Source organism: Streptomyces sp. NBC_01296 (genome assembly GCF_035984415.1).
Classification (GTDB): domain Bacteria; phylum Actinomycetota; class Actinomycetes; order Streptomycetales; family Streptomycetaceae; genus Streptomyces.
Genome location: NZ_CP130721.1, coordinates 474,454 through 489,459, shown reverse-complemented (window position 1 = coordinate 489,459; position 15,006 = coordinate 474,454). Strand labels below are relative to the sequence as shown.

Genomic DNA, 15,006 nt, shown 5'->3' with positions numbered 1-15,006 from the left:
CGGGGCGGTCCGCCGAACGGGAACGGTGGCGTGTCGGCGTACGCCACAACATGCTCCTCAGCGGCTCCAGGGAGCGGCCGGCAGCTCCGCGGCACGGCCCTCCAGCATCAGCGTCAGGCGCCTCTCGGAGGTGTCCGCCTGGGCATGCAGCAGCTCCACGATCTCATCGAAATCGACGGTGAAGCGGACCTTCTCCAGGCACGCCTGTGTGTCACCGATCTTGGCGCGGGCCAGTACAAAGATCCGGCCGAGCACCTGGTCGAGCTTGACAGCGCGGCGACCCACGGTGCCATCCGGGTTGACCTCCACGTCGTTCTGCCAGTACGCATCGGGGTCGAAAAAGATCATCGGCGTGAATTGAGCCGCGTTCGCCGCGTAGTAATTCTCCTCCACGTCCTGGAAGATCTCGCGGAGCGTGCCGCCCCCGCCCTGGGCGAACACGATGCCCGCCAGCGACTTCGCGACCAGCGCCTCCTCCCGGATGCTGTTCTGGAAGTACTTGGCGTACTCCGTCGCAAAGGGCGTGGTCGGCTCCTGGCCGTAGCGCCATGTCGGGATGGCGAGGCTCGCGCCGCGCGGTGACGGGCACAGGTCCCGTGCGGCCAGCGCCACAACGAGCCAGTGGTTTGCTGCCTCGAGGACGGCCTTCTGCTCCGGTTCGATCGACCCGTCCGAGTTGAACGGCGACTTAGAAAGGTCGGGCAGCTCAGGATGCTCCTTCAGCACCTCGCACGCCCTGTCCAAGAGCGCCGCGTCGGCGTTCGCGAAGGCCGCCCCCAAGTGGGCCGCCTCCATCGCACCGGGCCCGCCTCCGGTCGCAATCAGGAATCTCTCCTGCGTCAGGCGTCTGGAGAGCAGGGCGACCTGGCGGTACGCTGGATCGTCGCGGGCGACCTTGTGGCCGCCCATCACCCCAACCAGTGCAGGGGACTTCTGCTCCAGATAGGTTCCCAGCGCCCAGGAAATACCGGCGTCGTGCAGGTTCTGCTGCTGACGGACCTCCAGCGATCTGGGCGCCGACTCGCCATCCAGGACGTACCTCCGGAACATGCTGAAATCGCGGGTCTGGGTGAACCCCAGGGAACTGTCGGGGTCGAAGCCCTCGAGCAGCTCCTCTGCGGTATACAAACGTTCCCGCGCCGGGTAGGCGGTCATCATCAGACCTCCAGCTCTAATGAACCCGCGTCCACGCTCTCGCGATGACGTATTCCTCCCTGTAACGCCCGGTCGGGCGATCACCGCCCCGGCGCGGTGTTTGGCATGCCCGGACTTCGCTCGGTGTCATAAACACGCAGCGCCTGACCAGGCTCAACGTCTCGAATATGTGCGCCCGTTGGCGATTCAATGAGGGGTCGACAAGGCCAACATCGGGGCGGCACTCCACGTTCATACCGGCACAGGGGCCTGCCACAGCGGGCACGAGCCCGCGCTACACACCTCCAGCCTCCTCCCCTACACGCGCAATCGGCAACCGCAGGGCGACCCGGGACCGGGCGGGCGGGCGGGCGGCTGAACTTCACCCCTGCGGGTGAGGACGCAGGCGCCGAGCAGGTGGCGACCGCGCTCGGCACAAGCGAGGCCGCGGCCCGTAGCTACCTTGAGAGCTACCTCCACCCCTGACCCCGGAGTACCCAACCCGCCCGGCACGGCGCGTGGCCGCTGGGGTGTCAGACAGAGGGCCTGCGGAGTTCGGGCACAAGCACCACGAACACGCCTCGCGGTATGCAACGACGAACTCGGGCTCCCCGCCGGGGCCATCCACGCCTTCAACGGCACCGTGGTGGAGACGGAAAAACTCCCCTGGACCAGCATCTGTCCGGCAAGCTGCGCACCCGCTCGGTCAGCGGCGGCCTGGTGCACTTGCACTGGGCGCGGCCCAGCCGGAACGTGCAGCTGTGCCGCCGCCACATGCTGGACCGTGGCTGGTCCCCGGACGCGACCACCCACGTACTCCTGGAGCCAACCCGCTAGCTGGCCACACCCAGGCTGTGGCCGCCGGAACCGGCCGCCTACTCGCCGCCACCAACGTCGCCCGGTGAATCCGCCACGGCGAAGCGCTCACCCCGCACGCGCTTCCGGCGGCATAGCGCGAGGGACCTGCACCGTCCAGGTGCGGGAGCCTTCGCCACGGTCACGCCTCGGGGTGCCGGTGCCCCGGGCCGTACGGGTCGCGTCGATGACCGCCCGCCGCGCCCGTCTGAACACGACCCGAGCCCGCGTTGCGGGACGTAGTGAGTGGTGAAATAGGGGGGCGGAAGCGCACTATCTGACATGGATGCTCCTTAGCCTCCACCCCCGATACCGGCTGTCTTCTTCACCGCAGTCTTCTTCGCCGCGGCCGTGGTCTTCTTCACCGCAGTCTTCTTCGCCGCGGCCGTGGTCTTCTTCACCGCAGTCTTCTTCGCCGCGGCCGTGGTCTTCTTCGCCGCGGCCGTGGTCTTCTTCACCGCAGCCTTCTTCGCCGCGGCCGTGGTCTTCTTCGCCGCGGCCGTGGTCTTCTTCACCGCAGTCTTCTTCGCCGCGGCCGTGGTCTTCTTCACCGCAGTCTTCTTCGCCGCGGCCGTGGTCTTCTTCACCGCAGTCTTCTTCGCCGCGGCCGTGGTCTTCTTCACCGCAGTCTTCTTCGCCGCGGCCGTGGTCTTCTTCACCGCAGTCTTCTTCGCCGCGGCCGTGGTCTTCTTCGCGGGACTCTCAGCCGAGACAGCTAGGCTGCCCTTCGGAGCCTTCCGTACCGCTACCTCGCCACCCTTCGGTAGCTTCTTCGCACCGCTGAGCAAATCCTTGAAACCCTGTCCCGGACGGAAGCGGGGCGCCGATGTCTTCTTCACGCGGACACGCTCGCCAGTTTGAGGGTTACGAGCGTAACGTGCAGGTCGTTCAACCCTTTCGAACGAGCCAAACCCTGTAACCGATACTCGATCGCCGGCCACAACCGCGCGGACGATCGCGTCAAGGACCGCGTCAACTGCATCGACGGCATCCTGGCGAGTGCCAAGCCTATCTGCAACAGCTTCTACGAGGATCGCCTTATTAACCCCCTTGCGGGGATTCCCAGGCTCAGGCTCCCCTGCCACCCGACTTGACCCCTTGCGAGGATTCCCAGGCTCAGGCTCCCCCGCCGCCCGACTTGACCCCTTGCGAGGAATTTCAGGGCCTGACTCCGCAGCCGAGTAGTAGATATTCGTCCCAGTAAGGGGCCGTCCAGGCTCCGGCGATTGCTCCCCGGGCTGCTGGGCCTCTCCACGCCTCCGACTCTGAATCATGAGCCCTATCCGTTTCTATTACTTCGAGCCCACTGAGACCAGAGAAATAATCACCGCATACACTGCCTCGAGACCAAGCAAAACAACCGCGACACCATAGATTTTGGCTCTTTTGTCAATTTCCTTTCCGTTATCCCGTACAGCCTTTGCCATCCCCTTGGCCTGCGACCACAGCAGTCGGTCTTTTTCGACCTCTACACCATCCAAGATGTCTTGCGGATCCGGACCGAACCACCAATCCTTTTTGGGAAACACCACATACATGATGGCCCCAACGATCAGCACCACGAAAGCAATCAATCCTACTGCATAGCCGACGGGCAGGGGATTTTCCTTCGTACCCACACCAAAGAGACCAGTAAAAGTACCGATCACTGTTGAAATCGTAACGAGCCCCGTGGCGCGGTTCCTCAGATTTCCCAACGTGCCGTCTTGCTGAGACAAGGCATGCTCGGCAGCGTCGTAGGAAAGTTGGTAGCGACCCGAATCATCCGTCGAGTCACCGTTCTTGAGTTCCATCCGCCAGCTCCATGGTGCGGGATTGGTTGGACGTCTCTGGATATACCCGCCCCCTCGCTCAATCTGGCAACCGCGAGGCACGATCACCCTTATGCAGCATCCAACGAGGATCGACCCCGGTCCTGAACAGACCCAGCGGACCTCCGGCCTCGGCGCACCCAGCGAAACCTCCGAACTCACCAACCGCATCACCCGGCTCAAACAAGGCAACGTCGACCTGACCCACGTCGACGACATCGCCGAGGGTCCCCTTCCCTTGGCTCCACGAAGCGCGGCCGCTGATCAAAGAGGCGAACAGCGCTTCGACACCGGTGGCGAGTACGTGGTCGTCGAGCCGAAGGAGCTCGACGAGATCGCTCCCGGCCGGTCCCGGTCGATCGACGTGGCCGGGTTCGTCGACCTGGACACGATCGACCCGGTCTTCTTCGACAAGACGTATTTCCTGGGTTTTCCGACCCGGAGAGGTGCTGTTCGGGATGTTCGCGGGTGGCAGTGACCTCGGACATGCCGACCTCGTTTGCCGACCGTGGTTGTGGTGTTCGCCATGTTCAGTGAGGTCGGTATGGAGGCAATGTGCCACGCAGGCTGTCCATGGGTCAGCTCAGGGTGCAGGAGGTACGGCATCGGGACGGTAGCCGCTCGTACACCGTCTTCGACTCGGCGAGTGGTGTACATCAGGGGGCGGATCGGTACCTGTCCCGGTATGCCGGCAAGGGCTCCGACCGCACGTACGCGTACCTGCTTGTGGATCACCTTCGGTGGCTGGAGTACGAGGGGCTGACGCCGGAAGAGGTGGGCTTCCGGGATCTGCAGCGGTATATGGGGGCGGTGGGGGCGAAGGTCGCGATGCCGTTCGGGTCTCCGTGGCGGGTGGGCAAGAGGCCTTACCAGGCCGACGCGCTGAAAGGGGCCGCTTCCTGCCTGAAGGGTTTCTACCTGCAGCAGGCCGAGCTGGGCATCAACACCTCGCTGGCCGAGGCCTTGAACTTGAGGCGTCTGCCGACCCAGCGGGACCGGGACCGGGCCCTGCTGGGGCACCTGATCCGGAGCATGGACGCCAACCCGCTGGCGCCGAAGGGGGTGCGTCGCCGGCACAAGAAGATGCTGCCGGACGGGGCCCGCGAAGTGCTGCTGGAGACAGTGCACTCCGCCCGGGACCGGCTGATCGTCGAGTGGCTCAGCGACGGCGGCTTCCGAATCGGCGAGATGTGCGGCCTACACCTATGTGACCTGCATCTTCGAGAGGACGCCGCCTGCAGCGAATGCCGCGGGCCTCACGCGCATGTCTGCCACCGCGACGGCTTGGTTAACGATGCCCGGGCGAAGACCAAGTGGCCGTGGGAGTTCACCGACGGGGTGATCCGTGGCGGGTTGATCAAGAGGGTCAGCCCGGCGATGATCCACACCTACTTCAACTACATGACCAGCGAGTATCCGCGCTCGGCCGGGCACGGCATGCTGCTGGTCCAGCAGCACGGGCCGGACCGCTCTCTGCCCTGGGCACCTGAGGGAGCTCGCAGGATGCTCAAGCGGGCAGGGTTCCGGGCCGGGCTCGGCCTGATCCGCCCGCACATGTTCCGGCACACCTGGGCGACCACGGTTCTTGAGGCCGCCCAGGGCAACCTCGTCATCGTCCGGGACGCCGGCGGCTGGGCCTCGACCGCGGTGGTCGACGAGATCTACGCCCATGTCGACGTCAACGACGAGGTCTTCAACGCCGCCCTGCTGACGACGTGGGGTGAGATGCGGTGAGTGAGACTCTTCTGCCGCTGCGTGTGCTCGCCGACCCGACCCGACGGCGGGAGACCCGGGACCGCCTGGAGGTGCTGACCGCGCTGCTCCAGGGCCCGCACGTCGAGCCGCTGTTCCGCGAGGATCTGATGCGCTTTCCCGCCGACCACCCGGTCTTCGGCTGGAGCTGCCGGGTCGAGGACTGCCACCAGTCGCGCACCAACGCCCACGACCTGTGCAACCCGCATCGAATGAAGTGGCTGGCTGGCCGTCAGGCGAACCCGCAGTTGACGCGGCGAGAGTTCTTGCGCGACGCCAAACCTGCGAAGTCGTCCTATGCCCGGATGGCCGATCCGCCGCTGTGTCGGATCTGCCCTGAACGCCCGGCCCGGCATCACGGGCTCCGGTTGTGTTTGACTCACCACGGCCGCTGGAAGAAGGCCTCGCGCATCCCCGACCTGGCCTTCGAGGTCTGGATGGCTACACAGACTGAATCGTTCCCCGGCTACGGCGAGTGCCTGGTGGTCTCCTGCCAGTCCCTGTCCGACAGCCCGATGGGGTTGTGCTGGGTCCACGAGGGACGCTATGAGGCCGAGGGTCGGCCGGGAGGGGCCCGGCGTCCGCAGAGGTGGTTCCACCGCTTCGAAGTGCTGGGCAAGCCTGTGCCGATCTTCTACGCGGACGAGGCGGCTTTCCGCCACTGGTGCCAGATCACGCCCCCGGTCTCGCGGGCCGGGACGATCAACCTGCGGGGGCTGCCCGCGCTGGTGCGGGCCGAGTTCCGGTGGGTGCTGTTCGCCCACACCCAGCGCGCCGCTCACTCCTACTGGCCAACCTGCTGGGTCCAGCAGACCATCAACCTGGTCCGCGACAGCGGCGTCGCTTCGCTCACCGAGCTGGCCGAGGAGCGTCGCCAGATGGACGCCAGCAAACGCATGATCTTGGGCGAGGCCCTGATCGAGCTGCGGATCGTCTACTTCACTCCGGAGGAGACCAAGCAGGCCGGCTACATCGAGACCGAGCACTTCGGGGTCCGCTTCCCGCAGCGCCATAGCAATTGGGACCTCACTGGCGTCTCCCAGCGGTGGCTACGGGACCTGCTCTGGGACTACCTCGCCGACCGGCTGCGGTCCCCGCGAATCCCCCGCAGCCCCTGTTCCCTCGACAATGACCGGCGGGCCTGCACCGAGCTGAGCGCGTTCTTGGAAGTCGCCGCGTCCGAGGGCGGCCACGACCCGCGGGTGCTGAATGAGGACCACATGCGTAGGTTCGTTGCCGACCACCTCAAGCGGGCCCGTGAGGGCTTGCCCATGTTGGGCATCCGCAGACACACCGGGAAGCCGAGCACGGCCACTGAACACAGCCGCCGTTTCGTCTTCAACCACGGCCGGGCGATTTTGCGTTACGCCTTGGACGGCGGACGCGCGGAGGAGATCGGTCTGTCGCGGAAGTTCATCGTCGTCATGCCGACCAGCGGCCGGAAGCCGCAACGGGCCCGGCACCCCTTCCCGGACCCCGTCGCCCACGCACTGGCCGACCCAGCCAACCTGCAGGTGCTGGCCGAACGCTACGACCCCAACAACCACGGGCTGCGGGACGCCTGGGAAGGTCTGGTATTCACCGGCCGCCGCTGCACCGAGGTGCTCCGGCTGCGTCTGGAGTGCCTGACCGTTCACCGCGGTGTCCCCTTCCTCTGGCACGACCAAACCAAGGTCGGCAACCTTGACGAGGCCATCCGTATCCCCGAGCCGCTCTACATGCGACTTCAGCGCCGCCAGCAGATCACCCTGGAGCGATTTGAGGACCGCCACGGCCGGATCCCCACCGCGGACGAGCGGGCCAAGCTGGCCCTGTTCCCCTCTCGGTCACGCAACCCCAAGGGCACAGTGTCGATCTCCTACACCTTCTTCCACTCCGGCTTCAGCGGCTGGCTGGAAGACCTCGACATCGGGGCATGGGTTCCCCACCAGGCCCGGCACACACTGGCCACCAACCTGCTCAAGCACGGCGCCGGCCTGCACCACATCAAGAAGTACCTGGGCCATCTCTCCCAGCAGATGACCGAGCACTACGCCAAAGTCGCCTCCTCGGAGATCGACGACGTCCTGCAGCGAGTCTGGGTCAGCGGCCCGGGCTCCGTCGTCCCCGGAACGCTGCTGGTCTCACCCGACCAGGGCCTGTCCCAGAAAGAGGCCCGGGCGATGGCCCTGGACCTCTCCCGCCGCAGCACCCCGGCCGAAGGCGGGGTCTGCACCTTTCAGCCGGTGGTCCGCGGCGACGCCTGCCCCCGGAACCTGGACTGCCACACCTGCGACAAGTTCGTCATGTCCGGCGCCGACCTCCTCTACTGGCGGCGCAAGGCCGAGCAGTGGCGGTCGCTGGCCGAACGCGCCCCGGACGACGCGACTGCGGACTACCTCCACCAGGTCTTCGAGCCGACCGCCCGCGCCATCGAGGGCCTGGAGAAGGCCCTGTACGGCCTTGGCCTGCTGGATGAAGCCCTGGCCATAGACCTGCGCAGGCCGCAGGACTACTTCCAGCGCATGTGGTCCCTAGCCTTCCGGGCCACCGACCTGGCGGCCCTCGCCCACGACGACAACGACTACCAGGAGGACACGTGGCCGAAGGACTGAGCGCCCCCAGGGTTCCGCCGGCCCGCACCGCCGAAGCGCTCGCCGCCCGGCAGCGCAAGACAGACGCGGCCCTGCAGCGGATCAAGGACACCCTCCAACGGCTGGCCAAGACCAGAACACCGATCACCATGGCCTCCGTCGCCCGCCATGCGGACGTCTCCCGCACCTTCCTCTACGAACACGCTGACGCCAAGACGCTGGTGAGCGAGGCGATGAGCCGGGCCGTCGGCCGCCGTATCCAAGACCGCAGGGACGAGCAGGCCGCCATGGAGGCGTCTTGGCGCGAGCGCGCGCTCAACGCCGAGGACGCCCTCAAGGCCGCAAACGCCGAGATCCTCGCCCAGCGCGAACAAATCGGCGACCTCCTTGGCCAGATCAAGGACCTGCAGACGCAGTGGACCGAGGAAGACATCGTCCGGATCACTACTGACAATGGCACCTTGAAGAGGCGGGTTCGAGAACTGGCCGCGGAGAACAAGTCGCTGATCGCCAAACTGACCGCAGCCCGCGACAACGTCCGGTTCGCCGACAAACGGATCGCCGAACTCGAGGCCCAAATCCTCGAACACCAACGGCCCTGAAAACCAGCTCAGGTGCGGTCCACTGAGCGCTCCAGTTGGCGCGTGAGCGGTCAAGTGGACGGATGAGCGCAAGCCAGTGAGTGCAAGACTTGGCCAATTGAGTGTTTCCGGGCTGACCGCGGCCGATCACTATCGGCCGGCTCGTCGAGCGGCCGGTCATGGCCGGGGACGTTCGTCGGCTCGATGGCGGGACTGGTCGGGCAAGGCAGAGCGCCTAGAACGGAGCATTAACCCTCGTCATCCGGGCCAAAGATCCGATATGCCGGACTTTGGGGGTCGCGAAGGATCCTGTCGCCGCTTTCCCGCAAGTATTCCTCAAGTGATGCGACGACCGCCGCCCCTTGTCCAGCTGCTTGCCCCACGCGTCGGAAGGACTTTGCTCGAACATCGCCTACTGCGAATACGCCGGGAAGGCTGCTTTCGAAAGTCGCCAGTTCACGGTTCACCTTTTGATGAAATAGTGTTCTGTCTTCTTCGGGAAGGTGTACGTCTGTTAGGACGCGCTGTTTCTTCGGGTCAAGTCTGATGCCACTCGTGTGTAGCCACTCAGTGTTCGGCTTGCCGCCAATTAGTACGTACGCTGACGATGCGTCGAGTTCTTCTGTATTGTCGGGGTCTCCGACATTTCGAATGGAGACCCTGGCAAGTTTACCGTCGGCGTCGCGGAGGAAACGAAGCACCTCGCAGTTTTCCCGGAGTCGAAGATGTTTCGCCCTCTCGGCAGCCTTAACCTTTGTACGTAGTCGCCTATGCATGTACTTGGACAGCGGGTCACGAGAAACAAGAGTGACACTTCTCGCGACCTCCGAGAACATCAGAGCGGCTTGCCCTCCTGAGTCCCCTCCTCCCACGATCACGACGTCCTTGTGTCGCTCGCTATCCTTGTGGCAGCGCAAGGCGATGTGATATACGCTCTCCGCTTCGAAGCGTTTCCCGATTTCACCATCGACTTGGAGGCTTCTGGGCCTTTGGCCGCAAGCCAAAATTACGATTCCTGCCGAAACGGATTTCCCTGAATTAGGATCGAAAACGATGCGATAGCGGTCACCGTCTGCGGCAAGCGAATGGGCTGTCAGGAGTGGCCACCAATCAACCCCGGTAATCTTTTGATTCTTCATCTGATCCAGGGTTAGCCTGGCTAGCTTATTCCCGCTAAACCCGTCAGGAAATCCTAGATAGTTCTCAATTTGATTGATGGATGTTGCGGCAGTCCCGCCCAGTACAAATGCCTCGATAACCAGCGTCTGCAAACCGAGAAGCCCGGCGCTCAGCGCTGCAGCCAACCCCGCCGGCCCGGCCCCCACAACTACCAGATCGTATGCGTGATCCTCAGGCTTTCTGTCGGATACGGGAAAGTCTGAAATTTTTGCGTAAATCTCGCGCGGCGAAGGATTGGCTGGAAGGAGTTCGTCTCCGATCTTTACGGTAATATTTGGGTCGCTCGGGCGCTGCCACGTGTATCTACTGCCGCTGCAGTAGAGAATGTCTTGGATCTGCCGCCCAGTCTGCGTTTCCTTTCCACCTTTGACCTGCACCCATGGGTCCGCAGGGCTCCACGAGTCAAACATTTCCTGGAACTGCCGGTCAAGTGTCGCCGTGTCCAAGATGAGTCGCCTGAACCCATCGGGAATTGGCGTTCCGGGATCTTCAACGAGAAGCACCTTGAAGGGTCGCGTGTAATTCCTGGTGACGGTTTGCAGGGTTGCTAGGCCATCGAAATCGCCAATTGCAGGCGCAGTGATCACCGCCATCAGCCAGCCGTCTGGGTTTGCGCCCAGGTCACTTTCGCTCATCAGCTCTTTAACGGCATCTTCGGCTTCCTTTGCCGTGCCCGCGTCGACGAAATGCAGGCTGCCGGAAGTCCATCTCTCCAGGTCCGCGACAATTTCTCTGCGTCGCACCGGTCGGGGGTGGATTAGGATTACGACTGGCTTCCCATTCAACACGATAGCAACTTCCTTAGACGGGTCCACCGAGCATGTGGTTGCTAGAATTGATGCCACTTCGTCACGCTTCATGCTTCCCAGCTGCTGCCGGTTCGAGGCCGTCCGAGTCATCGACCACCCGGATGGTGCAGGAGGTCTTCGACAGTGGTGGACGGTGGAGAACGCTTTATGGCCAGTTGAGCGCTAGGAGTGGAAGGAGTCGACGAGTCACAGGTGTACGACCACACCGGACGGGCTTCGCGTTCAGCACCGACATCCGGGGACTCCGCATGTGCAGCTCACCGCAGTCAGCTGTCCGACGGGCAGAACACCAGCCGCTGCCGACGGCGGCGACGGAGCGACTCGCCCTCGAAGGTTCATCGCCCCACACGATCGAGTGATCGCCAGGCTCGCGAGCCGCACATCCTGGACATGTTCGCTAGGTTCAACCCCAGGTCACAGCCCCCGTCGAGACGCGACCGGTCGGAAAACCTGGGACCGCGGGGCGCCGAGTACGGCAAGGTCTACAGCCTCCTGGAACAGGCGCTCGCGAAGGCCGGCAAAGCCGGTATCGCGACGTTCGTCATGCGCCAGCACGAATACCTGGTCGCCCTCAAGGCCGAGAACGGCCTCCTGACTCTCCACACCCTGCACTGGGCGGATGAGATCAGGGACCCGGAGAAGGAGATCGACAGCCTTCCCGGCAGGGCGAAGGCCTCCGGCAAGGAGCTGCAGATGGCTGAGCAGCTCATCGACGCCCTGACCATGAAGTGGGACCCAGAACAGTTCCACGACACCTTCCAGGAGAAGGTCGCCGCCATGATCGAGGCCAAGCGGTCCGGCGAGAGGGTGGAGAAGGCTGAGCCGGCGGCGCAGCCGACCGGCGTGGTCGACCTCATGGAGGCACTGCGCGCCAGCGTCGAGCGGGCCGGCAGCCCCAAAGCCACCGGCGGCAAGGCCACCGCCTCCGGCAAGGCCGCCGAGAAGAAGCCCGGGGCGAAGAAGCGGATCCGCTCCGCGCCGAAGGAAGACCTCAGCGGCCTGTCGAAGGCCGACCTCTATAAGAAGGCAGCCGCTGCCGACATCCCCGGCCGCTCGCACATGAGCCGCGACGACCTCATGAAGGCGCTGTCCTCGTCCCGGACGTAGATGCGAGAGACAGGCGACCAGGGTGACGTTGCGACCACCGGTGGAGCCGATGCTGGCGCAGGCCGTGGAGTCGGTGCCGGGACCCGGTGTGCTGGGCGAGCTGGCGTTCGAGCAGAAATTCGACGGCTACCGGACCCTGCTGTTCACCCCCACCGGGCCGGACGGCGCCCTTCTGCTGCAGACCCGGCGCGGATCGCTGATCCAAGACTGCTTCCCCGACCTCGTCACCGCGGCGGACAAGCTGCCCGACGGCCTCGTCCTGGACGGCGAGCTCGTCGTCTGGGACACCAAGGCAGGCCAGCTGTCCTTCGAGGGACTGCAGCGCCGCACCGCCGCCCGCGGCCGCCGCAGCACGCGCGTTCTCGCCACGTCACTGCCCGCCTTCTTCATCGCCTTCGACATCCTGCAACAGGACGGAAGCGAACTGATCAACTACCCCTACCGCCAACGCCGCCTCCGACTGGAAGCCCTATTCACCGACCACCGGCTCGCATCCCCCTGGACCCTGTGCCCGATGACAACGGACCTGATCAAGGCACAGCAGTGGCTAGAGTCCTGGACTGAGATCTCCGGCGTCGAAGGCATCGTGGTCAAGGCCATGAACCAGCCCTACCGGCCAGGACACAGAGGCTGGTACAAACTGCGTCGTCGGAACACGACGGAGGCGATCATCGGCGCGATCACCGGCACCATGATCCGACCCCAGCTCCTCCTCCTGGGCCGCCGCGACGCCCACGGCGACCTCCGCTCGATCGGCCGCACGGCCCCACTACGTGCCGAGCTGGCGCGCCTGGTCGGCGGCAACGTGAGCGCAGCCGATGCCGGACATCCCTGGGAGGGCTGGCACTTCGCATCGGCATGGGGCAGCCGGGACATCCTGGACGTGACCCTCGTACGCCCCGAGCTGGTCGCGGAGATCAGCGCCGACACCGCCATCGACCGAGGCGGCGTCTTCCGGCACCCGGTCCGCTTCAAACGGCTGCGCCTGGACGTGACCGTGGAGGAGGTGCCGCTGTTCAGTGCTGGTCCGAGCGCGCCACCGGATACAGGGTCTGGGTGAGCACCTGCACGGAGGGGGGGGAAGTGGGGCAGGTGCTCACGGGTGACGGCCGGGGGGCCGCTCAGCGCGCCGGCCGCCGTCTCCAGCCTAAGTTCCCCAGGCGCGGCGTCACACATGCCAGTCGTGGTGGCTTTTTCGCCAAAGTAGCCGCCGACCAGGCGGCCACCCCAACGTTGTGTCCGTTGGGCACCGTCAGGCGGTGCCCAGGTGGGCCGGCGTGACCCTCACATGATGACCCGGGTCGGGCCCGGTGTGCCGAGTGGGAGGCGCACAGACCGGGTCCGCCCCAGTCGGCGACTGCCCCGCACCGGCCGCCGTATGCCTGTCGAGTGTTGCCGTACCCGTTCTAGACGCTGCCCGGAGGCAGGAGCCTCGGACGTGCCGAGACGGCCTGGTTGTCATGCCGGGCGGGTGAAGGAGGGCCATGCCACGGCCGCGTTCCCGGGCCGGCGGATGGTGTGGGCCAGAGGATGGGGCGCGACCGCTCGCCCCTGCCGCCAGGAGTCATTCCGTGCTGGAACGCAAGCAGCTCAAGGACCGTATGCAGGTCACGTTCGTCCTGCCCGCCGACACGCCTCCCGGCCCGGTCAGCGTGGTTGGTGACTTCAACGACTGGCAGCCCGGCACCCACACCCTGATGCCCCGCAAGGACGGCTCCAGGGCGGTGACCGTCGCCCTGCCCGGAAAGAGCGTGCATTCCTTCCGCTACCTGGCCGCGGGCGACTACTGGTTCGACGAGGACCAGGCCGACAGCCACGACGGGATCAACAGCCGCCTGCACACCTGATCCGGGCCCGCCTGCCCGAACCCCAGGTCGGCTACCTCCTCCAGGCCCTCTCCGCCGACTGAGACTGATCCCGTCAAAGAGGGCTCGCCCTGCCGGTCGGGAGGCAGGCGCGCCCGGCGATGGGCATCCGGGCAGGGCCCCATCGCCGGGAGACCGCCACGCGGGATGCGGGGGGAGCGACCAGCGCGGCAGACATGTAAACGCCGCATCGCCTCGGCGGTCACGTCGTGTTGACGAGGCCCGGCAGTCGACCCTGTGGCGAAGGCCTGCGCACTTGGAGCAGTTCGGGCTGCACCCGGCGAGTGGGCGTGGTGGGATCGGCGTTTGGCTGTGACGCGCCGGCTATCCTGGCGTGCTCCGGGACAGCGGACCGTGCGGCGGCGCGCCGCGCTGTTGCTTCCCGCGTCGCCGACCTAATAGATCTCGTGCTGCTGCTGGACATGCTCGGCCTGCGGCCCGAGGCCAGTCCAAAGCCGTCACACCCACCGGGGTGGAAGGATGACCCCCTCGGTGATCCCCAAACCACGAGCGACGCGAGGTTTTCGTGAGCAGCCCGATCAGCGTGACGGAAGGCTGCCGTGATGCCCTCCACCACCTGAGGCAGCGGCGGGAGATCAATACCGTAATCCTCGGCTTCGCGGATTCCCCGGGTGTGCTGGCGCCGGAGCTGGAGGCCAATCTGACCCATGACGAGCTGGTTTCGGCACTGCCCGTGGACCAGGCGCACCTGGTCGTCCACGAGCTGTCCTTTGCCACCCCGGAGGGCGCACGCCGACACGAAATGCTGCTGGTCCTCTGGATGCCGGCGGAGGCCGAAGCCCAGGAAGAGGCCTACACAGCCGGTTACGCCCTCCTGAAGGAGTACCTCCCGGACGTCCACGTCCACCTCACGGCCAGACAGCAAGACCAGCTGGAGCACCGAAGGCTCGTCGCCCTCGCCGGCTGAGGACGGTCACAGTCCATAGAACTGCTCGGCGCTCTCCCCGCCGAACTCACGCTCTGCGCCGCCCCTCGCGCCGGCCGTTGGCGCGCAGCCGCAGGTGCATCCAGGCCACCACCCCCTTTTCCTGGCAGATCCCGCCGCACTGCAGTCCGCGCTCGGAGACCGGGACGATGCGTGAGGCATAGAGCCGATCCGTGTCGTAGATCAGGTCCCACAGGCCCTCAATGCCTTGCCCGAGATCATTTTGTGTGAGGTCGAGACGCATCTTGAGCTTGGTGTGCCAGACGATGTTGGCCATGGCCTGCCCTCCCCCTGAAGAAGACCGCTGCCATTCACGGTAGAGGGCGCCACTGACAATCCGACAGGTGACGATTACAGTCAGTGATCTTGCTGGCGGCGCCGATGGCTACTTGGG

At 65.4% G+C, this 15,006-nt stretch carries 12 protein-coding genes and 1 pseudogene; 8 read left to right on the top strand and 5 right to left on the bottom strand.

Going from position 1 to position 15,006, the window contains the following annotated elements; translation table 11 throughout:
• Nucleotides 1-57: 57 nt before the first annotated feature.
• From OG299_RS42345 to OG299_RS42335, 3 genes are all read right to left on the bottom strand, one after another.
• Nucleotides 58-1,158 carry a hypothetical protein gene (locus OG299_RS42345; protein WP_327364976.1) on the bottom strand — a complete coding sequence of 367 codons (1,101 nt, stop codon included), beginning with the start codon at nt 1,156-1,158 and terminating at the stop codon, nt 58-60.
• Between the two features lie 1,124 nt (nt 1,159-2,282).
• Nucleotides 2,283-3,074, bottom strand: a complete 792-nt coding sequence (locus OG299_RS42340; RefSeq protein WP_327364975.1) for an HU family DNA-binding protein — start codon at nt 3,072-3,074, stop codon at nt 2,283-2,285.
• Between the two features lie 207 nt (nt 3,075-3,281).
• Nucleotides 3,282-3,782, bottom strand: coding sequence for a hypothetical protein (locus tag OG299_RS42335; RefSeq protein WP_327364974.1), 501 nt, complete (start codon nt 3,780-3,782; stop codon nt 3,282-3,284).
• A gap of 301 nt (nt 3,783-4,083) precedes the next feature.
• Between OG299_RS42335 and OG299_RS42330 the strand changes: the two are divergent.
• The 4 genes and pseudogenes from OG299_RS42330 to OG299_RS42315 all read left to right on the top strand — a co-directional run.
• A pseudogene (locus OG299_RS42330) lies at nt 4,084-4,227 on the top strand (Ku protein); the annotation flags it as partial.
• 161 nt (nt 4,228-4,388) lie between these two features.
• The gene (locus tag OG299_RS42325; RefSeq protein ID WP_327364973.1) at nt 4,389-5,534 is read left to right on the top strand and encodes a tyrosine-type recombinase/integrase; all 1,146 of its coding nucleotides are present in this window, start codon (nt 4,389-4,391) and stop codon (nt 5,532-5,534) included.
• A complete protein-coding gene (locus OG299_RS42320; RefSeq protein ID WP_327364972.1) occupies nt 5,531-8,146 on the top strand; it encodes a tyrosine-type recombinase/integrase in 2,616 nt (871 codons plus the stop codon). The genes OG299_RS42325 and OG299_RS42320 overlap by 4 nt, the downstream gene beginning before the upstream one ends.
• A complete protein-coding gene (locus OG299_RS42315) occupies nt 8,131-8,727 on the top strand; it encodes a DUF6262 family protein (protein ID WP_327364971.1) in 597 nt (198 codons plus the stop codon). The genes OG299_RS42320 and OG299_RS42315 overlap by 16 nt, the downstream gene beginning before the upstream one ends.
• A 227-nt stretch (nt 8,728-8,954) precedes the next feature.
• Here the strand turns inward: OG299_RS42315 and OG299_RS42310 are convergent, their stop codons facing one another.
• On the bottom strand, nt 8,955-10,745 hold the full coding sequence (locus OG299_RS42310) for an NAD(P)/FAD-dependent oxidoreductase (RefSeq protein ID WP_327364970.1): 1,791 nt from the start codon (nt 10,743-10,745) through the stop codon (nt 8,955-8,957).
• A 339-nt stretch (nt 10,746-11,084) separates the two neighbouring features.
• Here OG299_RS42310 and OG299_RS42305 point away from each other — a divergent pair, with 339 nt between their 5' ends.
• The 4 genes from OG299_RS42305 to OG299_RS42290 all read left to right on the top strand — a co-directional run bounded on the left by OG299_RS42305 (nt 11,085) and on the right by OG299_RS42290 (nt 14,594).
• Nucleotides 11,085-11,801: a Ku protein gene (locus tag OG299_RS42305; protein ID WP_327364969.1), complete on the top strand. Its 717-nt coding sequence runs from the start codon at nt 11,085-11,087 to the stop codon at nt 11,799-11,801.
• Nucleotides 11,802-11,823: 22 nt separating this feature from the next.
• Nucleotides 11,824-12,861, top strand: a complete 1,038-nt coding sequence (locus OG299_RS42300; RefSeq protein ID WP_327364968.1) for an ATP-dependent DNA ligase — start codon at nt 11,824-11,826, stop codon at nt 12,859-12,861.
• 511 nt (nt 12,862-13,372) lie between these two features.
• Nucleotides 13,373-13,648, top strand: coding sequence for an isoamylase early set domain-containing protein (locus OG299_RS42295; protein WP_327364967.1), 276 nt, complete (start codon nt 13,373-13,375; stop codon nt 13,646-13,648).
• 544 nt (nt 13,649-14,192) lie between these two features.
• Nucleotides 14,193-14,594, top strand: a complete 402-nt coding sequence (locus OG299_RS42290; RefSeq protein WP_327364966.1) for a cofilin family protein — start codon at nt 14,193-14,195, stop codon at nt 14,592-14,594.
• A 46-nt stretch (nt 14,595-14,640) separates the two neighbouring features.
• Here the strand turns inward: OG299_RS42290 and OG299_RS42285 are convergent, their stop codons facing one another.
• Entirely contained in the window at nt 14,641-14,889 is a 249-nt protein-coding gene (locus OG299_RS42285; RefSeq protein ID WP_327364965.1) for a hypothetical protein, read from the bottom strand.
• Between the last annotated feature and the right edge of the window lie 117 nt (nt 14,890-15,006).

Excerpts from the sequence above, each read along its gene's own strand:
- OG299_RS42345 (WP_327364976.1), bottom strand. The coding sequence starts at position 1,158 with ATGATGACCGCCTACCCGGCGCGGGAACGTTTGTATACCGCAGAGGAG.
- OG299_RS42335 (WP_327364974.1), bottom strand. The coding sequence starts at position 3,782 with ATGGAACTCAAGAACGGTGACTCGACGGATGATTCGGGTCGCTACCAA.
- OG299_RS42310 (WP_327364970.1), bottom strand. The coding sequence starts at position 10,745 with ATGAAGCGTGACGAAGTGGCATCAATTCTAGCAACCACATGCTCGGTG.
- OG299_RS42305 (WP_327364969.1), top strand. The coding sequence starts at position 11,085 with ATGTTCGCTAGGTTCAACCCCAGGTCACAGCCCCCGTCGAGACGCGAC.
- OG299_RS42285 (WP_327364965.1), bottom strand. The coding sequence starts at position 14,889 with ATGGCCAACATCGTCTGGCACACCAAGCTCAAGATGCGTCTCGACCTC.